General features: G+C 64.2%; 23 protein-coding genes. 11 read left to right on the forward strand and 12 right to left on the reverse strand.

Annotation, left to right across the window (positions count from 1 at the left end; genetic code table 11):
• Nucleotides 1-29: 29 nt before the first annotated feature.
• The 6 genes from purB to ACOZK4_RS21525 all read right to left on the reverse strand — a co-directional run bounded on the left by purB (nt 30) and on the right by ACOZK4_RS21525 (nt 5,504).
• On the reverse strand, nt 30-1,337 hold the full coding sequence (gene purB, locus ACOZK4_RS21500) for an adenylosuccinate lyase (protein WP_313528760.1): 1,308 nt from the start codon (nt 1,335-1,337) through the stop codon (nt 30-32).
• 79 nt (nt 1,338-1,416) lie between these two features.
• On the reverse strand, nt 1,417-1,842 hold the full coding sequence (locus tag ACOZK4_RS21505) for a hypothetical protein (RefSeq protein WP_421593700.1): 426 nt from the start codon (nt 1,840-1,842) through the stop codon (nt 1,417-1,419).
• 103 nt (nt 1,843-1,945) lie between these two features.
• Complete coding sequence (locus tag ACOZK4_RS21510; protein ID WP_421593796.1) at nt 1,946-2,674, reverse strand: DUF2259 domain-containing protein; 729 nt, start codon at nt 2,672-2,674, stop codon at nt 1,946-1,948.
• A gap of 2 nt (nt 2,675-2,676) precedes the next feature.
• Nucleotides 2,677-3,354 carry a ribulose-phosphate 3-epimerase gene (rpe, locus tag ACOZK4_RS21515; RefSeq protein ID WP_421593701.1) on the reverse strand — a complete coding sequence of 226 codons (678 nt, stop codon included), beginning with the start codon at nt 3,352-3,354 and terminating at the stop codon, nt 2,677-2,679.
• Nucleotides 3,355-3,423: 69 nt separating this feature from the next.
• Nucleotides 3,424-4,425 (reverse strand): P1 family peptidase, encoded by a 1,002-nt coding sequence (locus ACOZK4_RS21520; protein WP_421593797.1) that lies wholly within the window; start codon nt 4,423-4,425, stop codon nt 3,424-3,426.
• A gap of 2 nt (nt 4,426-4,427) precedes the next feature.
• The gene (locus ACOZK4_RS21525; RefSeq protein ID WP_421593702.1) at nt 4,428-5,504 is read right to left on the reverse strand and encodes an ABC transporter substrate-binding protein; all 1,077 of its coding nucleotides are present in this window, start codon (nt 5,502-5,504) and stop codon (nt 4,428-4,430) included.
• A 156-nt stretch (nt 5,505-5,660) separates the two neighbouring features.
• Between ACOZK4_RS21525 and ACOZK4_RS21530 the strand changes: the two genes are divergently transcribed.
• From ACOZK4_RS21530 to ACOZK4_RS21565, 8 genes are all read left to right on the forward strand, one after another.
• On the forward strand, nt 5,661-6,173 hold the full coding sequence (locus ACOZK4_RS21530; RefSeq protein ID WP_409530381.1) for a flavin reductase family protein: 513 nt from the start codon (nt 5,661-5,663) through the stop codon (nt 6,171-6,173).
• Nucleotides 6,174-6,251: 78 nt separating this feature from the next.
• Nucleotides 6,252-7,127 carry an AAA family ATPase gene (locus tag ACOZK4_RS21535; RefSeq protein WP_421593799.1) on the forward strand — a complete coding sequence of 292 codons (876 nt, stop codon included), beginning with the start codon at nt 6,252-6,254 and terminating at the stop codon, nt 7,125-7,127.
• 3 nt (nt 7,128-7,130) lie between these two features.
• Nucleotides 7,131-8,372: a vWA domain-containing protein gene (locus tag ACOZK4_RS21540; protein WP_421593704.1), complete on the forward strand. Its 1,242-nt coding sequence runs from the start codon at nt 7,131-7,133 to the stop codon at nt 8,370-8,372.
• A 10-nt stretch (nt 8,373-8,382) separates the two neighbouring features.
• The gene (locus ACOZK4_RS21545) at nt 8,383-8,709 is read left to right on the forward strand and encodes an XdhC family protein (protein WP_421593705.1); all 327 of its coding nucleotides are present in this window, start codon (nt 8,383-8,385) and stop codon (nt 8,707-8,709) included.
• Entirely contained in the window at nt 8,709-9,407 is a 699-nt protein-coding gene (locus ACOZK4_RS21550) for an XdhC family protein (RefSeq protein WP_421593706.1), read from the forward strand. Before ACOZK4_RS21545 ends, ACOZK4_RS21550 begins: the two co-directional genes overlap by 1 nt.
• Nucleotides 9,404-11,014, forward strand: coding sequence for an NTP transferase domain-containing protein (locus ACOZK4_RS21555; RefSeq protein ID WP_421593707.1), 1,611 nt, complete (start codon nt 9,404-9,406; stop codon nt 11,012-11,014). The genes ACOZK4_RS21550 and ACOZK4_RS21555 overlap by 4 nt, the downstream gene beginning before the upstream one ends.
• A 3-nt stretch (nt 11,015-11,017) precedes the next feature.
• Nucleotides 11,018-11,338: a TfoX/Sxy family protein gene (locus tag ACOZK4_RS21560; protein ID WP_257948346.1), complete on the forward strand. Its 321-nt coding sequence runs from the start codon at nt 11,018-11,020 to the stop codon at nt 11,336-11,338.
• Nucleotides 11,339-11,441: 103 nt separating this feature from the next.
• Nucleotides 11,442-13,565 (forward strand): TonB-dependent receptor domain-containing protein, encoded by a 2,124-nt coding sequence (locus ACOZK4_RS21565; RefSeq protein WP_421593708.1) that lies wholly within the window; start codon nt 11,442-11,444, stop codon nt 13,563-13,565.
• Here the strand turns inward: ACOZK4_RS21565 and ACOZK4_RS21570 are convergent.
• The 5 genes from ACOZK4_RS21570 to ACOZK4_RS21590 form a co-directional block, all read right to left on the reverse strand.
• Nucleotides 13,562-13,981 (reverse strand): NUDIX domain-containing protein, encoded by a 420-nt coding sequence (locus ACOZK4_RS21570; protein WP_421593709.1) that lies wholly within the window; start codon nt 13,979-13,981, stop codon nt 13,562-13,564. The two genes, ACOZK4_RS21565 and ACOZK4_RS21570, sit on opposite strands and share 4 nt — an antisense overlap.
• Nucleotides 13,982-13,990: 9 nt before the next feature.
• On the reverse strand, nt 13,991-15,499 hold the full coding sequence (locus ACOZK4_RS21575) for a DEAD/DEAH box helicase (RefSeq protein ID WP_421593710.1): 1,509 nt from the start codon (nt 15,497-15,499) through the stop codon (nt 13,991-13,993).
• A 192-nt stretch (nt 15,500-15,691) separates the two neighbouring features.
• A complete protein-coding gene (locus ACOZK4_RS21580; RefSeq protein ID WP_421593711.1) occupies nt 15,692-16,969 on the reverse strand; it encodes a M23 family metallopeptidase in 1,278 nt (425 codons plus the stop codon).
• 98 nt (nt 16,970-17,067) lie between these two features.
• Nucleotides 17,068-17,850: a ferritin-like domain-containing protein gene (locus ACOZK4_RS21585; protein WP_421593800.1), complete on the reverse strand. Its 783-nt coding sequence runs from the start codon at nt 17,848-17,850 to the stop codon at nt 17,068-17,070.
• A 67-nt stretch (nt 17,851-17,917) separates the two neighbouring features.
• Nucleotides 17,918-18,385, reverse strand: coding sequence for a peroxiredoxin (locus ACOZK4_RS21590; RefSeq protein ID WP_421593712.1), 468 nt, complete (start codon nt 18,383-18,385; stop codon nt 17,918-17,920).
• Between the two features lie 149 nt (nt 18,386-18,534).
• Here ACOZK4_RS21590 and ACOZK4_RS21595 point away from each other — a divergent pair, with 149 nt between their 5' ends.
• A complete protein-coding gene (locus ACOZK4_RS21595; protein WP_421593714.1) occupies nt 18,535-21,930 on the forward strand; it encodes a DUF3971 domain-containing protein in 3,396 nt (1,131 codons plus the stop codon).
• A gap of 45 nt (nt 21,931-21,975) precedes the next feature.
• Here ACOZK4_RS21595 and tyrS read toward each other — a convergent pair whose 3' ends face one another.
• The gene (tyrS, locus tag ACOZK4_RS21600) at nt 21,976-23,229 is read right to left on the reverse strand and encodes a tyrosine--tRNA ligase (RefSeq protein ID WP_421593716.1); all 1,254 of its coding nucleotides are present in this window, start codon (nt 23,227-23,229) and stop codon (nt 21,976-21,978) included.
• A gap of 90 nt (nt 23,230-23,319) precedes the next feature.
• Here tyrS and ACOZK4_RS21605 point away from each other — a divergent pair, with 90 nt between their 5' ends.
• A complete protein-coding gene (locus ACOZK4_RS21605) occupies nt 23,320-24,456 on the forward strand; it encodes an anhydro-N-acetylmuramic acid kinase (RefSeq protein WP_421593717.1) in 1,137 nt (378 codons plus the stop codon).
• A gap of 91 nt (nt 24,457-24,547) precedes the next feature.
• Nucleotides 24,548-25,726, forward strand: coding sequence for a diguanylate cyclase domain-containing protein (locus tag ACOZK4_RS21610; RefSeq protein WP_421593718.1), 1,179 nt, complete (start codon nt 24,548-24,550; stop codon nt 25,724-25,726).
• Nucleotides 25,727-25,760: the final 34 nt, after the last annotated feature.

A 25,760-nucleotide genomic window follows, 5' to 3' on the forward strand; every position in this document is an offset into this window, starting at 1 on the left:
CTGGCGCCATCGCTGCTGTCAAAGGTCGATCAGACCGTGCCGAAGACGCGGCGGAAGATCGTATCGACGTGCTTGGTGTGGTAGCCGAGATCGAACTTTTCGCGGATCTGTTCCTCGGTGAGGGCGGCACGCACTTCGGCGTCGGCGAGCAGTTCCTCGAGGAAGTCCGCGCCCTTTTCCCAGACCTTCATCGCATTGCGCTGCACGAGGCGATAGGAATCCTCGCGCGAAACGCCGGCCTGGGTGAGCGCCAGCAGGACGCGCTGCGAGTGAACGAGACCGCGGAACTTGTTGAGGTTCTTCAGCATGTTCTCCGGATAGATCACCAGCTTTTCGATGACGCCGGCAAGGCGGTTCAGCGCGAAGTCGAGCGTGATCGTCGTGTCCGGGCCGATGCCACGCTCGACGCTGGAATGCGAAATGTCGCGCTCGTGCCAGAGTGCGACGTTTTCCATGGCGGGCGTCACGGCCATGCGCACGAGGCGGGCGAGACCCGTCAGGTTTTCCGTGAGCACCGGGTTGCGCTTGTGCGGCATGGCGGAAGAACCCTTCTGGCCCGGCGAGAAGAACTCTTCGGCTTCCAGCACTTCCGTGCGCTGCATGTGGCGGATTTCGATCGCGACATTCTCGATCGACGAGGCGATCACGCCGAGCGTGGCGAAGAACATTGCGTGACGGTCACGCGGGATGACCTGCGTGGAGACGGGCTCGGGCGTCAGGCCGAGCTTGGCGCAGACATGCTCTTCGACGTAGGGATCGATGTTGGCGAAGGTGCCGACGGCACCCGAGATCGCGCCGGTTGCGATTTCCGCACGCGCGGCGACGAGGCGGGCGCGGTTGCGGTCCATCTCGGCATAGAAGCGGGCAAGCGTCAGGCCCATCGTCGTCGGTTCGGCATGAATGCCGTGGCTGCGGCCGATGCGGATCGTGTCCTTGTGCTCGAAGGCGCGGGCCTTCAGCGCGGCCAGCACACGGTCGACGCCGGCAAGCAGGATATCGGCGGCGCGCACCAGCTGGATGTTGAAGGTCGTGTCGAGCACGTCCGAGGAGGTCATGCCCTGGTGCACGAAGCGGCTGTCGGGGCCGACGAATTCCGAAAGGTGCGTCAGGAAGGCGATGACGTCATGCTTGGTGACGGCCTCGATCTCGTCGATGCGGGCGACGTCGAATTCTGCCTTGCCACCCTTTTCCCAGATCGTCTCGGCCGCCGATTTCGGGATGACGCCGAGTTCCGCCAGCGCATCGCAGGCATAGGCTTCGATTTCGAACCAGATGCGGAACTTCGTTTCGGGCGACCAGATGGCGACCATGTCCGGTCGGGAATAGCGAGGGATCATCGGTTCTAGACTTTCCTTGGGAGGGTGGGAATTGCCGCCGCTTTAGCAAAGATGGCCGGCAAGCTCAACGCCGGTGCGGTCAATGCCGGGAAAGAGGCATGGCACGCGCGAGCCACAGGCTGGCACCGACGAGGATCGGCAGGCCGACCGGCAGATAGAGCCGTAGACCCATGACGAGGAACTGGTAGACGGCGCCGGCCGACGTGAAAACGAACTGGAAAGCCCAGACACGCGTGCCGAAGGGCTGGTGCCAGCGCGCATAGAACAGCCGGTAGTCCATGGCGAAGAAGAACGCCGTCAGGGCGACCGTGCCGAGGCTGAGCAGGGCGAAATGGGCGGCGAAGCGTGTCTCGGTGCCGCGCCGGCGCGTCAGAAGCCGGGCGAGCGGCAGGGCGATCACCCAGGCGCAAAACCCGCCCGTGAAATAGATGAGAAGCAGCTTTTCGAGATGAAAATTCGCGTCGCGGCCTTCCATATGCAGGGAAAGGAAGGCGCAGGCCACCATCAGCAGGCCCCAGGCTAAAGCGCCGCCGAGACAGAGCGCAAGTGAGGGAAAGATGGGGACGCGTGCGTCGCCAAAGGGGGGCCCGGATGCGGGTGCGCCCATGTCAGGGCCGGAAGGGTACGGCGATCCAGCGGCCGTCGGCACCCTCGAAGCCGAAGCTGCGGACGAGCACCAGCGCCACATGGACCGGTTCGGCGGCCAGCGGATGAAAGGTCATGGCGCCCGAGATCTGGTAGGAGATCGGGCAGGCGCGGCTTTCGGGCACGCGCGTGTCCTCATGCAACACCGCATCGGCCGCTTGGCCATCGCGCTTGACGAGCTTCAGGCGAAAGCCCTTGCCGCCGTCGGGCGTGATACCATCACAGTTTTCCGAGATCGGCAGCGGGATGTCGTCGAGCGCCAGCGCATAGCTGCCGCCCGGCGTCGGCTCGACGGCATAGGACAGGTATTCGATGCGATTGCGATCCGCGCCGACCTCGCCCATTGGGTTGAAGGCGGCGAGAACGCCGGGATTGTCTAGCACCTTGTGTTCGGCAATCAGCGTCTTCGCCTTGTCGCGGCCTTCCGCCCGCGCCTTGCCGAGACTGGCCGTTTCATCATCGATGCGCACGCGGACAGGTGTGCCCTTGAGATAGGCGTCCTTCTCCGTATCGATGAAATAGACGGTGGAATAGGGAAAGCCGGAACCGTCCTGTACGCCGAATTCCTCGAAGGCAAAAACCTTTCCGTCCGGCGAAAAGCCGAGCGGCTGGAAGCTCGCGAAATCGCCGGCCGAGGCGGTGGCCGCCGTCAGCAGGGAACCGAGCAGGATAGCCGCCGCTTTCCGCACCATCGTCACGCCCGCGCAACCTCCGCATTGCTGCGCAGAGTGTCGATGGTTTTGCGATAGGCGTCAACATGACCGCCCGAGAAGATGGCGGAGCCGGCGACGAAGACGTTTGCACCGGATGCGGCCGGCAGGGCGATCGTATCCACGGCGATGCCGCCGTCGACCTGGATCTCGATCGGCCGGTCGCCAACCATTTTGCGCACGCGTCGCAGCTTTTCCTGCATGGCCGGAATGAACTTCTGGCCGCCGAAGCCCGGATTGACGGTCATGACGAGGATGAGGTCGATCTTGTCGAGCAGATAGTCGAGCACGCTTTCCGATGTGGCCGGGTTGATCGCCACGCCGGCGCGCTTGCCGAGCGCGCGGATTGCCTGCAGCGAGCGGTCGAGATGCGGGCCGGCCTCGGCATGCACGGTAATGCCGTCGCAACCGGCCTTGGCGAAGGCTTCGAGATAGGGATCGGCCGGCGAGATCATCAGGTGGCAGTCGAAGAAGGCGTCGGTATGCGGACGCAGCGACTTGATGACGTCAGGACCGAAGGAAATGTTCGGCACGAAATGACCGTCCATGATGTCGAGATGGATCCAGTCCGCGCCGGCAGCGACGACGTCGCGCACTTCCTGGCCGAGCTTGGCGTAGTCGGCGGCGAGAATGGAAGGGGCGATCCGCATGGGAAGGGTCATGTCAGGCTCCGTGGGCAGGAATTTTGCCGTCGCCATAGCATTCCCGGCAGGGGGGAACAACGGCCGAATTCACCGCGCCGCCCAGCTCGGCAGCACATCCCCGTCCATCGGCGTCGCATCGTGCACGCCGCGGGCGATGGCGCGCGCCATGGTGGAGGCGGCGGCGGCGCAGAGCGCGATGAAATCCTCCGGTGCCGGCGTGCGGCCGCTCTTGCCGGTGGCGAGCGCGAAGACAAGGTCGCCATCGAGCGGCGTATGCGCCGGCCAGAGCGCGCGGGCGAAGCCGTCATGGGCGGCGATGGCAAGGCGTTTCGCCTCCGCTTTGCTCAGCACGGCATCGGTGGCGATGACGGCGATGGTGGTGTTTTCCATGGCCGTAGGTCGGGCGGAAAGCTTTGTGCGCGGAAGGCGAGCTTCGGACGGGAAGGGTGTGGGGAGGCCGAGGCCACCGAATTCGCCCTCTTCCTCGAAGGGGGACGCCCAGAAATGCCTGGTTCCGCCAACCGTCGCGGAGCCGAGCGCATTGACCGCCACGAGCGCGCCGATGGTGAAACCTTCCGCGAGCACAGTGGATGCCGAACCGAGGCCACCTTTGAAGGTGGCCGTCAGCGCGCCGGTGCCGGCGCCGGTGCTGCCGGTCTCGAAATCGGTGTCTGCATTTTTGAGTGCGGCATAACCGAGTTCGCGATAGGGCGGATAGCGTCCCCAATCCTTGTCGCCGCCGTTCATCAGGTCGAACAGGATGGCGGCGGGAACGATGGGCACGCGATGCGGGCCGACGGCAAAGCCGCGTCCCATTTCGCGCAGTCGCGCCTGCACGCCCGTCGCCGCATCGAGCCCGAAGGCCGAGCCGCCTGACAGCACGAGGGCGTCCACCGTCTGCACGGTGTTGTGTGGTTCCAGGAGATCGGTCTCCCGCGTGCCTGGTGCCCCGCCGAGCACCTGAACGGCAGCCGTCGCCGGCTCTTCGCAGAACACGACGGTCACGCCGGATTTCAGGGCATGGTCCGTTGCATTGCCGACTTTGAGACCCGCGACATCAGTGATGAGGTTTTTTGTGCCCGGCCGCATCGTCATTCGCTTTCGGGCGTCGTGCCGGCCGGGACGAAGGCCCCGTCCTTCCAGACGAGCAATTGATAGGGATTGGCGCTCAGTTCATGGTCCGTGCCGAAGGCGAGGGGACCGATCGCGGTATCGAACCGTCCGGCCGCGAGCTTTTCGGTGAGATCGCCGCCCTCGGTCGCCGCAGCCGCAAGCGCCGTCACGGCGGCATGGGCCGGCAGCACATAGCCTTCGGCGACGATATCCCGTGCCAGCATGGCCTTGGCCACCGGTTCGCCTGCCGGCAGGGATTGATAATCCGGCAGCGCGATGGCCTCGACGCCGTCCGTCATCGGCACGGTCGGATCGGCGCCGAGCAACGCTTCGCCGCCCAGCAAGGCGAGCGGTGCCTTCTCCGCCGCCGCGTCGCGGGCGATGACCGCCACATCCGTCCGGTCGCCGCCGACGAAGACATGGGTGACGCCGGTCTTAGCAAGCCGGCGCACCAGCGTGAGCTGCTGCTCCTGTGCCGGGCGGTAGGTATCGACGAAGGCCGCCTTCATGCCCACCTCTTCCAGCCGCAGGCGGATGGCCTCGACGATCTCACGGGCATGGATCGTGCCGTCGTCGATCAGTGCGAAGGGCTCGGATTTCCAGTCGCGCGTGATGACCTCAACCGCCTTGTCTGCTTCCGCCTTGGGGCCAGGGGCAAGCCGAAAGAGCGGCCATTTCTTCTTCAGCGCGTCTTCCATGAGGATGCCCGAGCGCACGGAGAGCGTGATGGCCGGCACCTTCGCCTCCGCAAGCGCGGGAAGCGCTGCGGAAAGGCCCTCTGTGCATAGGAAGCCGACAGCCGCGACGGCATTGGCGGATAGGATCGCCTTGGCGATGCCGTCGTCATCCTTCTCGTCGCAGCCTTCGGGAATCTCAACGATCGTATCGCCGTTGGCCTCTGCCGCGACGCGGGCACCATCGCGCACCTGCTGGCCGAGAATGGCGAGCGGCCCCGCATCGGGTGCGACGACCGCGAAGGTGAGGCCCGCGGCGAGCGCGGGTGAAACGGCGAGAAGGGCGCTGCCGAAAAGGCTCGCAAGGAAAACGGTCTTCATTCTCAATCCATCGGTCGCGATGATGCCCTTTGTACGGTCGGGACCTTTAAGGTCAAAGGGAAATATGGACGCTATCGACCGCTTGTCTCTGACAAGACAGGAAAATTCGACATCGGGGCTTACATTTTTCTTCACTTTCGCCATGTATCACTGACGATGAAGGAGAACGCCGTGTTGGACAGATTGATGCTGGATGCGTCGCTCTACCGCGATGCGATGAGCCGCTATGCCGGCCATGTGCAGATCGTAACGACGGCCCACGAGGGTGAGAAACGCGGCGTGACCATCACGGCCGCCTGCTCGATCTCGGACAATCCGGCCATGGTTCTCGCCTGCGTCAACGCCTCCAACCCGAAGAACGCGATCTTCTCGAAAAGCGGCAATTTCGCGCTCAACACGCTCGCCGCCGACCAGATGCACCTCGCCAATGCCTTTTCCGGCCGCGATCCCGCGCTGTCCGCCGAAGAGCGTTTTGCGATGGGCGAATGGGAGGAGCTGGTGACGGGCGCGCCGGTGCTGAAAGGCACGCTTGCCTCCTTCGATTGCCGGCTGATCGAGCTCAAGGTCATGGCGACCCACATGATGCTGATCGGCGAGGTGAAGGGCGTCACCTTCGGCGAGCACAAACCGGCGCTTGTCTATATGGACCGGGGCTACCACACGCTATAGTCTCCTCCTCCGGAATGGAGGAGTTGCGTGCCCTATCAGCCTGGACACATCCCGCAATCGATCGACGAAACCGTCGAGATGCTGGCCTCGGGAAACTATCTGGCCGGGCGCGCGCTCGCGACGGTGCTGTTTCTATCCCTGCGCATGAAGCGGCCGCTCTTTCTCGAGGGCGAGGCCGGCGTCGGCAAGACGGAGATCGCCAAGGTGCTGTCGGCAGCCCTCGACCGGCCGCTGATCCGCCTTCAGTGCTATGAAGGCCTCGATATTTCCTCGGCCGTCTATGAGTGGAACTATCCCGCGCAGATGCTGGAAATCCGGCTTGCGGAAGCCGCCGGCACCACGGATCGCGGCCGCATCGAGGCCGATATCTTTTCCGAGCGCTACCTCATCCGCCGCCCGGTCTTGCAGGCGCTGTCCTCGCCGGACGGCCGGGCGCCGATCTTCCTGATCGACGAGTTGGACCGCACCGACGAGGCTTTCGAGGCCTTCCTCCTGGAAGTGCTCTCCGATTTCCAGGTGACGGTGCCGGAACTCGGCACGATCCGCGCCGCCGAGCCACCCATCGTCATTATCACGACGAACCGCACCCGCGAGGTGCATGATGCCCTGAAGCGGCGCTGTCTCTACCATTGGGTGGATTATCCTGAGGCCGCGCAGGAGCTGGAGATCATCCGCCGCAAGGTGCCCGGCTGCGATGAAACCCTGTCCGGCCAAGTCGTTGCCTATGTGCAGAGACTGCGTGCGCTCGACCTTTTCAAGAATCCCGGTGTCGCCGAAACCATCGACTGGGCGACGGCGCTGACCGAACTCGACCGCGTGGCGCTCGATCCCGAAACCGTGTCGGATACGCTCGGCACGCTGCTCAAGTATCAGGACGACATTGCGCGTATCGACGGTGCCGAGGGGCGCAAGCTGCTCGATGACGTCAAGGCCGGGCTGGCGGCGACGGGCTGAGTGATGGCGGCAAGGGCAGAAAACCAGGTTCTAGGCACCACCGCGGACGGCCGTCTCGCCGACAATATCGTGTTTTTCGCGCGTGTGCTGCGCAAGGCCGGGCTGCGGCTTGGCCCCGCGGCCGTGACCGATGCTATCGAGGCGGTGCAGGCGATCGGCATCGGCGAGCGGGAGGAATTCTACACGGCGCTGCATGCGACGCTCGTCAAGCGCCGTGAGGACGATGCCGTTTTCGACGAGGCGTTCCGCCTGTTCTGGCGTTCGCGCGATCTCGTGGGAAAGATGATCGCGCTGATGTCGCCGGTCGTGACGCGGCACGAGAAGCGGGAAAAGCGCAAGGCGGGCGAAACGCGCGTTTCCGACGCGCTGTTCGGCGGGCGTGAAAACGAGAAGCGCCAGCGCGACGAGCCGGATATCGAGATCGATTCGCGCCTGACCGCCTCGGGCAGCGAGGTGCTGCGCCGCACCGATTTCGCCCAGATGTCCGCCACCGAGCTTGCCGCCGCCAAACGGGCCATCTCCCGCCTCGTCCTGCCGATGGATGCGGTGCGTACGCGCCGTTTCCGCCCGTCGACCCGGCCGGTCGCCGTGGATGCACGCGCTACGATGCGTCATGCCATGCGCACCGGCGGCGCCCTCATCCTGCCGCGCCACCGGGAGCACAAGACGGTGCATCCGCCGCTCGTCGTGCTTGCCGATATCTCGGGATCGATGAGTCAGTACACCCGCATCTTCCTGCATTTCCTGCATGCGCTCGGCGAAAGCCGGCGACGCGTGCATGCCTTCCTGTTCGGCACGCGGTTGACGAATGTCACGCGCCCAATGCGCAATCGCGATCCCGATGTTGCGGTAGAGGCCTGCAGCCAGACGGTCAGCGACTGGTCGGGTGGCACGCGCATCGGCGAAACGCTGAAGGAATTCAACCAGCTCTGGTCGCGACGCGTGCTGGGGCAGGGCGCCGTGGTTCTGCTCATCACAGATGGGCTGGAACGTGACGGCATCGATCTGCTCGAAAAGGAGATGGACCGGCTGCACCGCTCCTGCCGACGGCTGGTCTGGCTCAATCCGCTGCTGCGTTTCGAGGGGTTCGAGGCGCGCGCGCGGGGGGTGCGGGCCATGCTGCCGCATGTCGACGAGCTTCGGCCGGTGCACAATCTGGACGCCATGGCCGATCTGGTGGCGGCGCTGTCCGGTGCCGCGCCGCGCGGTGCCGGCGATCCCCGGCGGTTTCTGCCGGGCGCATGAGGAGGACAGGATGGACGCAAACGAAACGCTCGACCCGCTGACCATTGCCGAACGCTGGATGGATGACGGGCGCATGGTGGCGCTCGCCACCGTCGTGGAGACATGGGGCTCGGCGCCGCGCCCGGTCGGCAGCCATCTCGTCATTGATGGCGAGGGCAATTTCCATGGCTCCGTTTCCGGCGGCTGCGTGGAAGGCGCCGTCATCGGCGAGGCGATGGAGGTGATTACCGACGGCGAGCCGCGTATCCTGGAATTCGGCGTGGCTGACGAAACGGCGTGGCGCGTCGGCCTGTCCTGCGGCGGGCGCATCCGCGTTTATGTGGAGCGTGTCGGCTGATGGATCCGTTTCTCCTGCGCAAGCTCAACACGGAGCGCGCCGCCCGCCGCGCCGTTCTTCACCTCACCGATCTCGGCGACGGGCGCGACCGGGTGATCCGTGAGGGCGACCCGGTGGCCGGACCGCTCGGCGAGGCGATTGCCGGTGCTTTCCGTTCCGGTAAATCCGGGCTGGTCGAGGCGGAGGAGCGACAATTCTTCCTCAACGTCCATCTGCCGCCCGCCCGCATCGTCATCATCGGCGCGGTGCATATCAGCCAGGCGCTGGCGAGAATGGCCGAGATCGCCGGCTTCGACGTCACGATCATCGATCCGCGCACCGCTTTCGCCACGGAAGAACGTTTTGCCGGCATCGACCTCGTCGCGGACTGGCCGGAGGATGCGCTGAAGACGCGGCCGCTCGATGCCTATACGGCGCTCGTTGCTGTGACGCATGATCCGAAAATCGACGATTTTCCGCTAGCGCAGGCGCTGAGGACGGGCTGTTTTTATGTCGGCGCGCTCGGCAGCCGAAAAACCCATGCCAAGCGCATAGAGCGCCTGTCGGCGCTTGGGCACAGCGAGGCTGCCATCGCCAAGATCTCTGCGCCCATCGGTCTCGACATCGGCGCGGCAAGCCCTGCCGAAATCGCCGTGGCAATTCTTGCCGATATCGTCGCGCATCTGCGCCGCCGGTCCCTGCGCGGTGCCGCGCCATGATCTTTGGCGAAATCCCGATTGCCGATGCGGTCGGTGCGCGGTTGGCGCATGGCGTGCGCACGGCCAGCCTGTCGCTGCACAAGGGGCATGTGGTGACGGCGGAGGATCGCGCAGCCCTTTCCGCCGAGGGTGTCGCAACCGTCATTGCCGTGCGGCTGGAGCCAGACGATATCGGTGAGGACGAGGCGGCATCGCTGATCGCGGCGGCCATTCTGCCTGATCATCTGCGGTTCACACCATCCGCGACGGGGCGCATCAACCTGCATGCCAAGGTGAACGGCCTTTTCGTTGCCGATCGGGCGGCGATCGATCGTTTCAACCGGGTGGACCCGGCAATCACCATCGCCACCTTGCCGGACCATGCGAGCGTGAATGCCGGCGACATGGTGGCGACGATCAAGATCATTCCGCTCGCCGTATCCGACAGTCTGGTGCGCAAGGCGGCTGGGGTCATGGCGTCGAGCCGGGCACTGGAGGTCAAACCTTTCGCGTCCTATCGAGTCGGGCTCGTCGCCACGATTTTGCCGACGCTTAAGGTGTCCGTCATGGACAAGACGCGCCGGCTCGTCGAGCAGCGGCTGCAAGCCTCCGGTAGCCGGCTAACGCATGAGGTGCGCGTGCCGCATCGGGCGCCGGAGCTGGCGACGGCCATCACAGACTCAGCGCAGGGCAACGATCTCGTCCTCGTCTTCGGCGCGTCCGCGGTGACGGATGTTAACGATGTCATTCCCGCCGCCATCCGCGCGGCGGGCGGGGTGGTCGAGCATGTCGGCATGCCGGTCGATCCGGGCAACCTGCTGGTTCTCGGCCGCATCGGCGCGGTGCCGGTTATCGGAGCGCCGGGCTGCGCGCGCAGTCCCAAGGAAAACGGTTTCGACTGGGTTCTCGCCCGCATCTTTGCCGGTGAAAATCCCGGATCAGAGGAGATTACCGGCATGGGTGTCGGCGGCTTGTTGACGGAAATCCCGAGCCGGCCGCTGCCACGCGATCTGCGCGCGCCGGAGCGGCCGCTGTCCATCGCCGCGCTGGTGCTGGCGGCCGGTCGCGCAAGCCGCATGAACGGCAGCCACAAGCTGCTCGCCGCCTTCGATGGCCAGGCGCTGGTGCGGCGTTCGGTGGAGGCGGCGCTTGCCGCGGGGCCGGCACGGGTGCTCGTCGTGACGGGGCACCGGGCGGAGGAGATCGAGGCGGAACTGGCCGGGCTCAAGGTCGATCTCATCCGCAATCCCGATCACGCGCAGGGCATGTCGACCTCGCTCAGGGCGGGCGTTTCGGCGCTCGGGCCTGGCTGCGATGGCGTCTCGGTCATGCTTGCCGACATGCCGCATGTCACGGGTGCGGATGTGCGCCTGCTGCTGGACGCTTTTGCGGCGTCTGGCGGCCAGGCCGTGGTGCGCGCGGTCTCGGGCGGCAAGCGCGGCAATCCCGTCATCCTGCCACGCGCGACATTTTCGGCGATCCTCCAGCTTGAAGGCGATGTCGGGGCACGGCATATCGTCGAAAGCGCCGGCCTCGATATCGTGGATGTCGAGATCGGTGAAGCGGCGCATGTCGATGTCGATACGCCGGAGGCGGTGCTTGCCGCGGGCGGCGTTCTGAAAGGGTAGGGCATGGATCGGGACGGGATCGAGGAAATGTTCCAGGCGCTGGGGCCGGTCACGATCAAGCGCATGTTCGGCGGCAAGGGGATCTATCACGAAGGGCGCATCCTCGCGCTGGAGGTGCAGGGCGAAATCCTGCTCAAGGCGGACGCCCGCAGCGCGCCAGATTTCGAGGCTGCCGGCAGCCGGCAATGGGCCTATGACGGCAAGCAGAGCGGCAAGCCGGTGAAGATGCCCTACTGGTCCGTTCCAGAAGCCGCTTTCGACGATCCGGATGAGATGGCGGTGTGGGTGCGGCGCGCCTATGAGGCGGCGTTGAGGGCCAAATAGAGCCGGGAATTCTCCGCGATCAAACTTGACTTTATTTATCATGTTGTCCATTACCGGACGGTTCCGCGTGCCTGCGCGCGGCGTGAAGTCCGATGAGGTTCCCATGCAATATAATCGTTTTCACGCGTCGACGCTTCTGGCAGGCTCGGCCATGGCGCTTGCGCTTCTGGCTCTTGCCGCACCGGCCCGGGCGCAGGACGCGGCAGCGACGGAGCTTCAGGCTGTGAATGTCGAAGGCGACAGCAACGGTGACAGCAACGGTGACAGCATCGTCGATATCCCGGCAGCCGTTTCCAAGTCGGATCGCATCAAGGTGCAGGAGCGTTACGCCGGCGACGCGACCCAGGTGCTGCGCTCGACGCCGGGCACGTTCACCCGCGAGCCGGCCGACCAGCCGGGCATCACCGTCAATATCCGCGGCATGCAGGGCATGGGTCGCGTCAACAGCATGATCGACGGCGTGCCGCAGACCTTCAGCAACCTGTCCGGCCACGGCGGCACCTTCGACAATCTCCTCTATGTCGAGCAGAACATGCTCGTCGGCGTCGATGTCACGCGCGGTGCGGTTTCCGGCGCCGAGGGCATGGGCACGCTGGCTGGCGCCGCCAATTTCCGCACGCTCGATGTCGATGACGTGCTGCTTTCGGGCAAGGATGTCGGCGTGATGTCGAGCGTGCGTGCCGGTACCAACGGCTTCGACTATTCCCGGCTCCTGGCGGGGGCTGCCCGCACGGACCTGGGTGAGGGCGAGATGAGCGTCGTCGGCGCCCTCAGCGATACCAAGAAGAGCCCTTTTGAGAACGGCGCGGGTATCATCTACCCCTTCGGCGGCGATCAGCATCCGAAGTCGGGCCTCTTCAAGGTGAACCTTGCACCGAATTCCGATCATAAACTGCAACTCGGCGGCATCTGGTACGGCAACGAGTTCCTGCCCGGCACCTCCGGCTACAACTGGGTCATCAACAACCAGACCTACACGGCGAAATATTCCTATACGCCCGGCGACGATCTCTTCGATCTCCACGCCAATGCCTATCTCAACATCACGGACATGGAATTCGACGGCACCAACGGCAATGTCAGTTCATTCGACGGCCGCAAGGGCACCAACACGACGACCGGTTTCGACATTTCCAACCGGATGCGTTTCGATCTCAATGACGAGACGGAGCTAAAACTCTACTACGGCGCCGCCTACAGCCGCGATCGATACGAAGGCAATGCCAAGCGCGGTGCAAATCCTGACGGCACGCTGGTCAAGGCGGGCACCTTCGCCGAAGCCACGATCAGCCGCGGCATCTTCGACGTGACCGGCGGGCTGCGCTACGATTACTGGTCGCTCGACGGCATCACCGGCTACCACGCACCGGGAAGCAACGGTTGCCCGGCAGGAGGGGAGCCGTGCCCGATCGACACGCTGTCCCGCTCGGGCAGTGATCTCAATCCGAAGGTTACCATTTCCGCGCGTCCGTTCGACTGGCTACAGCCTTACATAACGTACGCCCATACTTCGCGTCCGCCGACGGCGTCCGAAGTCTTCTATCCCGGTGGTCACAGCTTCGACGGATCCTCCGATCCGATCAACAACAATCCGAACCTGCTGCCGGAGAAGAGCCGCGGCGTGGATCTCGGCGTCAATCTCAAGGGCAGCGACCTCTTTGAGAGCGGTGACGAGGGCTGGCTGAAGGTCGGTTATTTCCACAACCGCATCCGCGACTACATCACCTTCGACCTCGACACCGACGGCACGATGCGCTGGGTCAATGTCGAGGGAACAACGATCATGAAGGGCGTAGAGATTGAGGGCGGCTATGATGCCGGCCGCTATTTCGCCGGCTTCTCGGTGACGATTGCCGATACCGCCCAGCCGGAAGGCGTTGCCGCCGGCGTCGGCGATGTCGGCAAGCTGCCGGATGATTTCGCCACGCTCGATGTCGGCATGCGCTTCTTCGACGAAGCGCTGACGGTCGGTGGGCGCATGCGCTACACCGGCAAGAGCAAGCAGGCCTATATCAACGAGGCCATGGCCTACAACCTGCCGAGCTACACGCTGTTCGACGCCAACGCCTCCTGGCAGATCAACGAGAACGCAAAAGTGTTCGTCAACATCGAGAACGTCTTCAACAAGGATTACATGAAGGCGAATTCCGGCCTCATGGATAATTACAACGGCATCCGGAACGGCCGCGGCCGCACCTTCATCTTCGGCGCAACCGCGAGGTTCTAAGCCTCGCGGGCGCGCAACGCCGCCACGGCATCGGCCGCAAAGCGTGACAGCGGCGCGGGCAGGGCGTCGAGCGGGAACCACCCGAATTCCGGCAGCTTCTCCGGCTCCACGATGCGCGCCTCACCGGAAAAATCCTCGCAGACATAGATGAGCGACAGCCAGTGCTGGCGCTCCTCGGCGATGATCTGTTCGGAAAGGCAGAGAAAATCGATGGTGCCGATGGCGAGGCCGGATTCTTCCTCGGCCTCGCGGCGTGCCGCTTCCACTGCCCGTTCCATATGGTCGACCTTGCCGCCGACGATGTTCCACGTGCCGGCCTCCGGTGCGCGCAGACGCCGGTAGAGCAGCAGCTTGCCCTCACGCAAAATGGCCAGGCCACATCCGAGGCCTGGCGCATCGATACCCGGTATTGGCATTCGCTCAGATCAGGCCTTGCCGGCGATCAGCATGAAGGCCGGAACGTCGTCGCCGAAGCCGAGCGGCGTCGGACCATCGTCGTCGTCGCGGCGGTAGCGGTTGCGGCGGTCACGGCTGTCGTCGTTGGCCGGGCGCGGGGCGGCATGGTTTGCGGCCCGCGGGTTGCGAGCGGGATTGTTCTGCGGCCGCCCTTCCGCCTTGCGTTCAGCTTTCACGACTTCTTCCACCTTCTCTTCAATCTCGACGGTCTCGATACGGGGTTCCGGAACGCGGGCTTCGCCCTTGCTGCGTCCACGGGAACGATCACGGTCGCGGTCACGACCACCGCGATCGCGCCCGTTGCGGGGCCGTTCGCGCTCCTCGCTCTCGGCGGCCGGGGGCAGGTCCTCGATGCCACCGCTCAGCCAATCGATCTTCTGGTCGATCAGCTTTTCGATGGCATCGACGAACTTTCCGTCGCGCTTGGAGACGAGGGTGAAGGCGGCGCCCGAGCGGCCGGCACGGCCGGTGCGGCCAATGCGGTGGACATAGTCCTCGGCGTGGATCGGGACGTCGAAATTGAAAACATGGCTCACATCGGGGATATCCAGGCCGCGGGCAGCGACGTCGGAGGCCACGAGAAGCGTGAGCTTGTTTTCCTTGAAATTGGCCAGCATCGTCGTACGCGAGCGCTGGTCCATGTCGCCATGCAGCGCGCCGACGGAGAAGCCGTGGCGGTCGAGCGAGCGGAAGAGATCCGCGACATCGACCTTGCGGTTGCAGAAGATGATCGCGTTCTTGAGGTCTTCCTGTGCACGGATGAGGTCGCGCAGCGCGGCGCGCTTCTCGTAATCCTTCCCGTGGGTGGCAACGAGGCGTTGCGTCACGGTCGTGGCAGTGGAGGAGCGGGCCGATACTTCGACGCGTTCCGGGTTCTGCAGGAACTTGTCCGCAAGCTTCTGGATTTCCGGCGGCATGGTGGCCGAGAAAAACAGCGTCTGGCGGGTGAACGGGATGAGCTTGGCGATGCGCTCGATATCGGGGATGAAGCCCATGTCGAGCATGCGGTCGGCCTCGTCGATCACGAGGATCTCGACGCCGGTCATCAGGAGCTTGCCGCGCTCGCAATGGTCGAGCAGGCGGCCGGGGGTGCAGATGAGAACATCTGCGCCGCGCTCCAGCTTGCGGTCCTGTTCGTCGAAGGAGACGCCGCCGATGAGGAGGGCAACGTTGAGCTTGTGATTCTTGCCGTACTTTTCGAAGTTTTCCGCGACCTGTGCGGCGAGTTCGCGCGTGGGCTCGAGGATCAGCGTGCGCGGCATGCGGGCGCGGGCGCGGCCCTTTTCGAGCAGCGTCAGCATCGGAAGAACGAAGGAGGCAGTCTTGCCGGTGCCCGTCTGGGCGATGCCGAGAATGTCGCGCCGCGAAAGCGCCGGCGGAATGGCGCCAGCCTGGATCGGGGTCGGGATGGTGTAGCCCGAATCTGTAACGGCGGACAGGACTTTCTGGCTCAGGCCAAGATCAGCAAAAGTGGTCAAAGGAAAAAGGTTTCCGTTCCGGTTCTTACGAACGCAATGGGTTGCAGCGGGCACATCGCCGCTAGGATGCAGCGCACTTAGGCCCAAAGCGCCGGAAAGTCAAGGAAATCAGCGAATTTGGTAAATCCGCAAGCAATTTGAAGCCTCTGGCCGTCGCTTTCGGCTTCCGACGGGGCGTCAGCTTGCGTTCCGTCAATCCATATAGGTGGTCAGTTTCATGCCCGCCGTCAGGAAGCGCATGGGGTCGATCGCCTTGCCGTCGCGGCGGACCTCGTAATGCAGGTGCGGGCCGGTGGAGCGGCCCGTCGTGCCCGAGAGGCCGACCGCGTCGGCGGCCTCGATATGATCGCCGACCTTGACGAGGACGCGCGAAAGATGGGCGTAGCGGGTTGTCAGGCCGTTGCCATGATCGATCTCGACCATGTTGCCATAACCGCCGTTGCGGCCGGCGACGACGACGGTGCCAGCAGCGGTCGAGTGCACCTCTGTGCCCGTGCCGACGCGAAAATCGATACCGGCATGCAGCGCCAGGCGACCGAGAAACGGGTCGGTGCGGTTGCCGAAACGGCTGGTGATGCCAGCACCGGGCGAGGGGTTGCCGAAGGGCAGCTTGCGCGCCGTGCGGCGGGCGCTGTCGAGGCGATCCAGCGCGTCATCGAGGTCGTTGATCGATGCTTCGAAGGGGTCGGTGAAGGTTTCCGGCTCGACGAACGGGCCGCCGATGCCGGTCTCTGTGTCGGTTTCGGCCGTTTCCGCGACGTCGAAGCCGCTGCGCCGCAGGATCGTCTGGATCGCGTTTGCCGTCTCGGAGGCGCCTGCGGTCAGCGACTGGATGCGGCCGATCTGCTCGTGCTCCAGGTCCTTGAGGGAGAGCGTGACCTTGGAGAACAGGCGGTCCGCCCGATCGGCGACCGATTCGCTCGTCGCCGCATAGGCAAGCGAGGCCGATTTTTGTGATGCGCCGCCGGTCGAGCCCATGATGGCATCGATTGCGCCTGTAGCATCTGCGCGGCGGCCGTCCGTGACAGGTTTCTCATCGGATAGCGGCACGTCGGCGGAAACGCCGCCGGTTTCGGCGCGGTTGAGCAGGGCATCGAGCTTGCCGTGCCGCTCGGACAGCGCCAATTGTTGCTGCATCAGCTTCTCGACCTTTTCCTCGACGACCTGCTGGTCGAGAAGCTGGCGGCTGGTGACACGGTCGACCTGGGCGCGAAGGGCGGAGATACGGTCTTCGTAATCGTGCTGCATGCGCGCCTGGCGCGCCATCGTGGCGCCGATCAGGTCGTCGCGCAGCACGAGATAAGACGTTGCGGCGAGGTAGCCGACGGTGAACATGCCGGCAACGCAGAAGGTGGCGGCCGCCATCCAGGGACGGATCGTCATATGACGGATTTTGTCGCCGCTTGCCAGGATCACGACATGCTGCTCAGCGCGCTTTCCGAAGATGCGGTTTTCAGGACGCTCCGCCACAATACACTCCCCGACCGATTCCATTGGTCTCGTGCGGCGAATTACACATTGTTAGGGTTAATAAAGCCTTTCGTCGGGGTGTTTTTCGGGGAGAAATATTAGCTCTGGCTGACGGAAACGAGCGAGCGGTAGAAGGAGGGCGTCAGGCCCGCTTCGGCGCGGGCGACATCGTTGAACGGCGGCTTGAGCGGCCCGCGGAAATTGCTGCGCACCAGGTCCCTGAAGGTTGCCGAAGGGTCCTTCTTCTCGCGGGCACAGAGGAAGCGGAACCATTTCGCCCCGACGGCAACGTGACCTTTTTCGTCGTTGTAGATGATGTCGAGGATATCGGCGCTGGCATGATCGCCGGTCTCGCGCATCTTCATCTGCAGCGTCGGCGTCACATCGAGGCCGCGCGCCTCCAGGATCAGCGGCACGACGGCGAGGCGGGCGGTGAGGTCGTTGCGCGTGTCGTGCGCGGCCTTCCACAGGCCGTCATGCGCCGGCAGGTCGCCGTATTCGGCGCCGAGTTCGCGCAGTCGGTCGCGGATGAGGCGGAAATGTTTCGCTTCCTCGAAGGCCACCTGCATCCAGCCGTCGAAGAAGGAATGCGGCACGCGCTCCGTGGTGAACCGCGCGACGATATCGAGCGCGAGGTCCACCGCGTTGAGCTCGATATGGGCGAGTGCGTGAAGCAGCGCGATGCGGCCCTTTGGCGTGTGCAGCGAGCGCTTCTCCATATGTTTCGGCGGAATGAGCTCGGGTTTTTCCGGCCGGCCGGGCCGCACCGGCAGGGCCGGATCGAGTGGCGATCGCATGGACAGCGTGCGGGCGAACCAGCGCCGTGCGGTCTCCTGCGTCAGGTCGGCCTTAAGGTCGAGATCGGCCGAGGCGATGGCCATGGTGGCGCCGCCGCGCAGGCTTTCGATATACGGAAGATCAGCCACGTCAAAACCTTGTAAGGAGAACTTAAAGTTTCTTAGCCGCTTCGAGCACCGCCTCGACGTGACCCTTCACCTTCACCTTGGACCAGATTTCAGCGATCTTGCCCTCGGCATCGACGAGAACCGTCGTGCGTTCGACACCCATATAGGTACGGCCATACATGCTCTTTTCCTTCCACACGCCATAGGCTTCTAGCGTCTGAAGGTTTTCATCCGAGGCGAGGGGCACGCCGAGTTCGTATTTTTTGACGAACTTGTCATGCTTCTTCACCGGATCGGGGGAAAGACCGATGAGGGCGACGCCGGCAGCGTCGAAATCCGGCTTGGCCGCGGTAAAATCCTTGGCTTCCAGGGTGCACGCCTCGGTGTCGTCCTTCGGGTAGAAGAACAGCAAAACGGGTTTTCCCCTGAAGCTCGAGAGGGAAAGCGTGCCGCCGCCATCGCGCGGAAGGGTGAAATCCGGCGCTTCGACGCCCGGTACCAGTTCTGCCATGGGATTTCCTTTCTTTGGCCGGCTTTTTGAGTCAAGGAGCCGGCCTCCCGCATATATAGTGGCTGACAGAATCGTCCAGCGACGACAGGACGATGCGCAGCGATTCCGTGGGATAACGTTGCGAAACGGGGAAAGGAAACCAGCGCGAGATGGACGAAGTCCGCGGCGAGAAAGTCGTGTTCCGCAGAAAGGACATCGTTCCGCTGCATGACCTGCCGTCCGCGCAGGCACATGAACCTATCGTGCTGCATGCGGTTGATGCGAGCCGCACGAATATCTGCATGCGGCTTGCCGCGGCAACGGTCACCCTTGTTCTGCTCATCGGCGCCGTGCTCGTCGGTCTCGTCGAGATGGGCACCTTCGACAGCACGCTGAATGCCCGCGCCGTCGCCGCGATCAACAAGGCGCTCGGCCCGCGCTACCGCGCCTCGGTCGATCACACCGTGGTGCGCCTTTCCGGTTTCGGCCGCCTTGCGCTGAAGGCCGAGGATGCCCGCATCATCGATGTCGAATCCGGCCATGAGCTCGCCACGACCGCATCGGTCGGCATGGTGCTCGATCCGACCGCGCTGCTCTCCGGCCGCGTCGCGGTGTCGAGCCTCGATGTCGAAGGCGCGATGTTCAATGCCGCGCTGCTGCCGAAAAGCGCGCCGCTGGATCTTGCCGCGCTTCGCATCTCCGATGTGCCGGATTATCTCGAAACCACATTCGAGCGCCTCGACGGCATCAGCAAGTTGATCGAGGCCAATGGCATGCAGACCATTCGCATCTCCGATCTCGGCGCGACCTTCCGCGGCCCTGACGGCAAGCCGGTCACGCTCGATGTCGCCAGCCTGCAATTCACCCGCGAGGGTGGCCGGAGCATGTCGATCGACGGTCATTTCACCATCAATGGCGAGCAGGGCGAGATCGACCTGACGACATCGGGCGCGGCCGGTGCGGTCCGGACGATCGATGGTGCAATCCGTAATGTCGATCTCGGCGATTTCATGCTGAGCTATGATCCGCAGGGCGCGGTGCATGCCGGCGTCGATACGGCGGCTGATGTCTCCGTCAGCGCATCGCGCGAGGCGGACGGGGCAAAGCCTGCTCTGGGCCTCGACGTCAAGCTTTCCGCCGGTTCGGTCTATGGCGACGGCGTTGCTGCCGAGCTGCGTCCATCTTCCGTGAAGGTCCGCTACAATTTCGAAAAGGGTTCGATCGAGCTTGCCTCGACGGATGCGAGCGTCGGCGAGTCGCTGTTTCCGTTCACCGGCGGCCTGATCGATCTGGACCGCGTTTCCGACAAGACGGACAAGGGCTTTGCGATCGACCTCGTGTTCAGCAATGCCATTACCCGGCCCGCCGATACCGGCGAGGCGCCGATCCGCTTCGACGCGAAGGTGAACGGCTATTATCTCGCCAAGGCGAAGAGCCTGCGGTTCGAGGAGATGGCGGTGGCGAGCGACAAGGGCAGCATTGCCGGCTCGCTTGCACTGCAGTTCGGCGACAAGGAGCCGGAGGTCAGCTTTGTAATGATCGCCAGCGAATTGCAATCGGCCGCCGTCAAGCAGTTCTGGCCATTCTGGATGGCGAAGACAGCGCGTAGCTGGGTGGCGAAGAACATTTTCGGCGGGACTGTCACCAATGGCCGAATCGAATTCTATCTCGCGGCCGGCCGCAAGCGCGAGCCGGGCGTGCCGATGCATCTCACCGAGGACGAGCTGAAGATCGACTTCGACATCAAGGGCGCGCGCATGAATATCGCCGGCGATATTCCGCCGCTGCGCGATACCTCCGGCACCTTCCGCCTGCGCGGGCCGCGCACCGAGATCGGGATTGCCGGGGGGACGGCCTATTTCCCCTCCGGCCGGTCCGTGGCGCTGACCGGCGGCACCTTCGTTTTGCCCGACAACTATACCAAGCCGCTGATGGCCGACATGGACATCGACGTCGCTGGCAATGCCGATGCCATCGCCGAGCTGGTAACCTATCGGCCGATCCGCGCGCTTCCCGCGACGGGCTTTGCGCCGGATGACTTCAGCGGTCAGGTCAAGGCCAAGGTCAAGGCGCATTTCGGCGTGATCTCCGCCCATAAGCCGCCGCCGCCGCAATGGACGGCGACACTCGACCTGGACGATGTCGACGTGAAGAAGCCGATCGCCGGCCGCGACGTGACGGCGCTGCATGGCATGCTCACCATCGATCCCCAGCAGGCGAAACTCAAGGCTGAGGCCGATATCGACGGTGTGACACTTGATCTCGCGCTCGTCGAGCCCGTCAACAAGGCCGCCGGCATCACGCGCCAGACGGTGCTGTCGGGAACGCTCGACAATAAGGACCGGCGCAAGCTGCTGCCGGGCCTCGACGACATCATCGAGGGCGAAGTTTCCATCCGGATGGAGCAGGACGGCGACGGCCCTCGCGCCGTCGAAGCCGACTTGAGGGCGGCGGCCGTGTCCGTGCCCTGGCTCGGCTGGACGAAGGGAGCCGGCATCGGCGGCAAGGTGACGCTGACGGCGGACACCAAGGACGGCACGACCCGCGTCTCCGATTTCCGCTTCGCCGGCGATGGCTTCAAGGTAGCGGGCGATCTGGTCTTCAATGGCACAGCGCTTGATTCGGCTAGTTTCTCCACGGTGCAGCTTTCGGCCGACGACCGGTTCCGGCTGGTGGTGGATCGTAACAAGGCGGGCTACGCGGTCGCGGTGAACGGCGATTCGGCGGATGTCCGGGCGGTGCTGGGGCGTCTCAAGAATGCGAGCGGCGGTGGCGGTGACGGCAAAAGCAAGCAGGGGGCGAGCATCAAGGCCAAGCTGGCGCGGGCCGTCGGTTTCAACGGCGAAAGCCTCAACAATGTCAGCCTGAGCTACGCAACGTCAGGCAACCGCATTTCCGCAATCGATCTTTCCGCCGTGACGGAAAGCGGCGCTCCGGTCGTCGGGCAGATGGTGCAGAATGGCGGCACGGATGCCATCCAGCTGACGAGCGGCGATGCCGGCTCGGTTGCCCGCTTTGCCGATATCTACCGCAACATGCGGGGCGGGCTCCTGAATGTGCGTCTGCGCGAGACAACAAACAGCAGCTGGCGCGGTTCCGTCGATATCCGCAATTTCGCACTCGTCGGCGAAGAGCGTCTGCGCTCACTGGTCTCCACCCCTGCCGGCGGCGACGGACGCAGCCTCAACGATGCGGTGCGCAAGGAGATCGACGTCAGCGCGGTCAAGTTCTCTCGCGGCTTTGCCCAGGTGCGCGTCGGCGGCGGCACTTTGGCGCTGGAAAACGGCGTGGTGCGCGGCGATAGCGTGGGGGCGACCTTCCAAGGCGTGGTACGCGATGCCAATGGCCAGACGGAGATGACCGGTACCTTCATGCCTGCCTATGGCCTCAACCGGCTGTTTGCCGAATTGCCGTTAATCGGCATCATTCTCGGCAACGGCAATGATCGTGGCCTGATCGGCATCACCTTCAAACTGTCCGGCCCGTTCGACAAGCCGCAACTCAACATCAACCCGCTGTCGATCATCGCACCGGGCGTTTTCCGCAACATCTTCGAATTCCAATGAAAAAGGCCGCCCGGAGGCGGCCTTTTCGTCAGTGTTTCGTCTGCCTCAGGCGGGACGCACGAGAATGTGCTTCTTTTTGCCCAGCGAGAGCTTGATGACGCCGTCGGCCGAAACATCCGCCGTGCCGATCATCCGGCGCTCGTCGGATATCGCGGTATCGTTGATGCGCACGGCACCGCCCTGCACGTGGCGGCGGGCTTCGCCGTTGGAGGCAGCAAGGCCGGCCTTGACGATCAGCGAGAGCAGGCCGATGCCGGCCTCCAGCTCACTCGTGGCGACATCGACCGACGGCAGGTTTTCGGCGATCGCGCCTTCCTCGAACGTCTTGCGCGCGGTCTCGGCGGCCTGTTCGGCTGCGGCGCGGCCGTGCAGAACCGCCGTCACTTCCGTTGCAAGGATTTTCTTCACCTCGTTGATCTCGGCACCGCCAAGCGCCGACAGGCGAGCGATCTCGTCCATCGGCAGGGTCGTGTAGAGCTTCAGGAAGCGCGAGACGTCGGCATCTTCCGTGTTGCGCCAGTACTGCCAGAAGTCATAGGCCGAGAGCATGTCCGGATTGAGCCAGACAGCGCCATTGACCGACTTGCCCATCTTGGCGCCGGACGAAGTGGTCAAGAGCGGCGAGGTCAGCGCGTAGAGCTGCGGCGTGCCCATGCGGTGGCCGAGGTCGATGCCGTTGATGATATTGCCCCACTGGTCGGAGCCGCCCATCTGCAGGCGCACGTCGTAGCGCCTGTTGAGCTCGACGAAGTCGTAGGCCTGCAGGATCATGTAGTTGAATTCGAGGAAGGACAGTGACTGCTCGCGGTCGAGGCGCGTCTTCACGCTGTCGAAGGACAGCATGCGGTTGACCGAGAAGTGACGGCCGACGTCGCGCAGGAATTCCAGGTAGTTGATGCCGAGCAGCCAGTCGGCGTTGTTGATCATCAACGCGTCCTTCGGACCGTCGCCATAGGTCAGGTAGTTGGCGAAGACCTTCTTGATGCTGGCAATGTTGTCATTGATGGTCTGCGGCGTCATCAACTGGCGGGCCTCGTCCTTGAACGAGGGATCGCCGACCATGCCCGTGCCGCCGCCCATCAGCGAGACCGGGCGGTGGCCGGTCTTCTGGAACCAGTGCAGCAGCATGATCTGGATGAGCCCGCCGGCATGGAGACTGGGCGCCGTCGGGTCGAAGCCGATATAGGCCGTCACGGTTTCCTTGGCCAGGAGGTCGTCGAGGCCGGTTTCATCGGAAATCTGGTGGATGAAGCCGCGCTCTTTGAGCGTGCGAAGGAAATCGGATTTGAATTCGGACATGGCCTGTCTCTCTGGTGGGATTGTTTCGGGCGGGCATTTATCACCTTTAATGGGCATTATCACTTCAAAAGTGAGTCTGGAGCGAATGGGATGATGGGAATGCGAACGGCGATCGGTCTGATGAGCGGTACGAGCCTCGACGGTATCGACGTGGCGCTGCTGCGCACGGATGGCGAGGCCATCGTGAAGCGCGGCCCGTCGCTCGGGCGTTCCTATGACGCGGCCTTCCGCCGCCGGCTGCAAGGCGCGCTGGAAACCGCCAAAGCGATCAGCGACCGAACGGAGCGGCCCGGCGATCTCGCCGAGATCGAGCGGGAACTGACCCTGCGTCACGCCGAGGCCGTGCGTGCCCTGCTGGCGGAAAACAAGCTGAAGGCCGCTGACATCGACGTCATCGGTTTCCATGGCCAGACCGTGCTGCACCGGCCGAATGATGCCTTGACGGTGCAACTGGGCGATGGCGGCCTGCTGGCCGACGAGACCGGCATCGACGTGGTCTATGACATGCGCGCCAACGACATGGTGCATGGCGGGCAGGGGGCGCCGCTCATTCCCGCCTATCACGCCGCACTTGCCGCCGGCCTCTCCAACGCGAGCGGCAAGGCCGTGGTCTTCGTCAATATCGGCGGCATCTCCAACCTTACTTTCATTGGCAGCGACGGCGACCGAATCGTCGCCTTCGACAGCGGGCCGGGCAACACGCTGATCGACCAATGGGTCGAGGCCCATGCCGGCATTCCCTATGACCAGGGCGGCATGATCGCCTCGGAAGGACAGGTCGATGCCGATCTCGCCGCGCGCTATCTGGGCCATGCCTTCTTCACCGATCCGGTGCGCCGCTCGCTCGACCGCAACGATTTTCGCCCGCCGCAAGGCAGCGATGCGAGCCTGGAGGATGGCGCGCGCACGCTGGCGCATGTCACGGCCGCCGCGATCCTGCGCTCGGCGCGCCATCTGCCGGAGAAACCGAAACTCTATGTCGTTTGCGGCGGCGGTCGGCTTAACCGGGTCATCATGGACGACCTCGCGTCGCTTGCGCAGGCCGAGTTAGCCGAGGTCGTGGCTGCCGAAGCCGTCGATCTCAATGGGGACAGCATGGAAGCGGAGGCCTGGGCCTATCTGGCCGTGCGCTCGCTGCGCGGCCTGCCGCTCACATTTCCGGGAACCACCGGCGTCAAGGCACCGGTAACGGGCGGCCTGCTGCGGAAATCTGCTATGGCCGGTTAACGCAATTTTTCCTGCCGTTCCCTAGCATGGCCAGCGATCATTCCGGGGCGCGATGCACGGAATGGTTTTGGTGTCATGCGTAAGGTGGCCAATGAGTGGCGCAGGCTTCCTGCTGGCGGTGAATTTCCTCATCGCCCAATGTTTCTTCATGTTCTTCCTGGCGGTCTCCACCCGCAGCCGCAATCGCATTGCCGCCCGCTGGTTCGCCGGCAGTTTTGCGGTCGCCTCGCTGTCTGCGATCTTCGAATTCCTCATCGCTTATGTCCCGCCGGTGAGGCTCTGGGCGATCCTCGCCTTCGCCTCGATGCTCGCGGGCATGTTCATGTTGCGCATCGGTATCGGCCATCTCTACAGCCTGAGGACAAATCGCACGGCTCTTGCCGGCATTTATCTCGGCTTCGTGGCGCTTGGCTGCTTCATCTATGATTTGCCGCGCGGAACCCTACAGCATGCGCTCCCCTATCAGACCCCCTTTGCGATAGCGCTCGGCATGAGCGCCTGGGCCACGTGGCGGGCGCCGGTGAAGTCCTTCGTGGACCGGGCGCTTGTCGCGTTGCTGGTCGCCACCAGCCTGCATTTCATCCTGAAAGGCTTTGCCGCCGTATTTGCCGGTGCGGGCGCGACGGCGAAGGACTATCTCGGCAGCCCGTTTGCACTCGTCTCCCAGAGCATGGGCGCCGTGCTTATCGTTGCCGTCGGGTTGATGCTGCTGTGTGTGCTCGTCCTGGAAATCGTTGCCGACGAGAAGGTCAACGCCGAGGTCGATCCGCTTTCCGGCCTGCTCAACCGTCGCGGTTTCGACAATCGCGTCGATGCGTTGATGGCGCAATCCGGGCCGCACAGCATCGTGATCTGCGACCTGGACAGCTTCAAATCGGTCAACGATACCTACGGTCACCAGGGTGGCGATGCCGCGATTCGTGCCTTTGGCGAGATGCTGAAGGCCGCAGCCCCCGAAGGCGCGCTCGTCGCCCGCATCGGCGGCGAGGAATTCGTGCTCTTCCTGCCGCGCACCGGCAAGGAGGCGGCGCTGCTGTTTGCTCATGCGTTGCGGGCGACGCGCTCCGTCTCGCCGGTCCCCGGCCTGCCGCCGGCTGTTCGCGTCACCGCGAGCTTCGGTGTTGCGGAAATCGGCCCGAACGAGCCGCTGCGTTTCGCCATGCGCCGCGCCGACGATGCGCTCTATGCCGCCAAGAATGCCGGGCGCGATTGCGTGCGCGAGGCCGAGCCGCCGGCTGTCGTGCTGGAAGTCTTCAAGCAGGCGAATTGATTTCAAAGAAAAAGCCCGATGGCGGAACCATCGG

It is taken from the genome of Shinella sp. M27 (assembly GCF_049199905.1).
In the GTDB taxonomy this organism is placed as follows: domain Bacteria; phylum Pseudomonadota; class Alphaproteobacteria; order Rhizobiales; family Rhizobiaceae; genus Shinella.

Bases quoted from the DNA above. Each gene is read 5' to 3' on its own strand.
- purB (WP_313528760.1), bottom strand. From the start codon at position 1,337: ATGATCCCTCGCTATTCCCGACCGGACATGGTCGCCATCTGGTCGCCC.
- ACOZK4_RS21505 (WP_421593700.1), bottom strand. From the start codon at position 1,842: ATGGTGGCCTGCGCCTTCCTTTCCCTGCATATGGAAGGCCGCGACGCG.
- ACOZK4_RS21510 (WP_421593796.1), bottom strand. From the start codon at position 2,674: ATGGTGCGGAAAGCGGCGGCTATCCTGCTCGGTTCCCTGCTGACGGCG.
- rpe (WP_421593701.1), bottom strand. From the start codon at position 3,354: ATGACCCTTCCCATGCGGATCGCCCCTTCCATTCTCGCCGCCGACTAC.
- ACOZK4_RS21520 (WP_421593797.1), bottom strand. From the start codon at position 4,425: ATGCGGCCGGGCACAAAAAACCTCATCACTGATGTCGCGGGTCTCAAA.
- ACOZK4_RS21525 (WP_421593702.1), bottom strand. From the start codon at position 5,504: ATGAAGACCGTTTTCCTTGCGAGCCTTTTCGGCAGCGCCCTTCTCGCC.
- ACOZK4_RS21530 (WP_409530381.1), top strand. From the start codon at position 5,661: ATGAAGGAGAACGCCGTGTTGGACAGATTGATGCTGGATGCGTCGCTC.
- ACOZK4_RS21535 (WP_421593799.1), top strand. From the start codon at position 6,252: ATGCTGGCCTCGGGAAACTATCTGGCCGGGCGCGCGCTCGCGACGGTG.
- ACOZK4_RS21540 (WP_421593704.1), top strand. From the start codon at position 7,131: ATGGCGGCAAGGGCAGAAAACCAGGTTCTAGGCACCACCGCGGACGGC.
- ACOZK4_RS21545 (WP_421593705.1), top strand. From the start codon at position 8,383: ATGGACGCAAACGAAACGCTCGACCCGCTGACCATTGCCGAACGCTGG.
- ACOZK4_RS21550 (WP_421593706.1), top strand. From the start codon at position 8,709: ATGGATCCGTTTCTCCTGCGCAAGCTCAACACGGAGCGCGCCGCCCGC.
- ACOZK4_RS21555 (WP_421593707.1), top strand. From the start codon at position 9,404: ATGATCTTTGGCGAAATCCCGATTGCCGATGCGGTCGGTGCGCGGTTG.
- ACOZK4_RS21560 (WP_257948346.1), top strand. From the start codon at position 11,018: ATGGATCGGGACGGGATCGAGGAAATGTTCCAGGCGCTGGGGCCGGTC.
- ACOZK4_RS21565 (WP_421593708.1), top strand. From the start codon at position 11,442: ATGCAATATAATCGTTTTCACGCGTCGACGCTTCTGGCAGGCTCGGCC.
- ACOZK4_RS21570 (WP_421593709.1), bottom strand. From the start codon at position 13,981: ATGCCAATACCGGGTATCGATGCGCCAGGCCTCGGATGTGGCCTGGCC.
- ACOZK4_RS21585 (WP_421593800.1), bottom strand. From the start codon at position 17,850: ATGGCCATCGCCTCGGCCGATCTCGACCTTAAGGCCGACCTGACGCAG.
- ACOZK4_RS21590 (WP_421593712.1), bottom strand. From the start codon at position 18,385: ATGGCAGAACTGGTACCGGGCGTCGAAGCGCCGGATTTCACCCTTCCG.
- ACOZK4_RS21595 (WP_421593714.1), top strand. From the start codon at position 18,535: ATGGACGAAGTCCGCGGCGAGAAAGTCGTGTTCCGCAGAAAGGACATC.
- tyrS (WP_421593716.1), bottom strand. From the start codon at position 23,229: ATGTCCGAATTCAAATCCGATTTCCTTCGCACGCTCAAAGAGCGCGGC.
- ACOZK4_RS21605 (WP_421593717.1), top strand. From the start codon at position 23,320: ATGATGGGAATGCGAACGGCGATCGGTCTGATGAGCGGTACGAGCCTC.
- ACOZK4_RS21610 (WP_421593718.1), top strand. From the start codon at position 24,548: ATGAGTGGCGCAGGCTTCCTGCTGGCGGTGAATTTCCTCATCGCCCAA.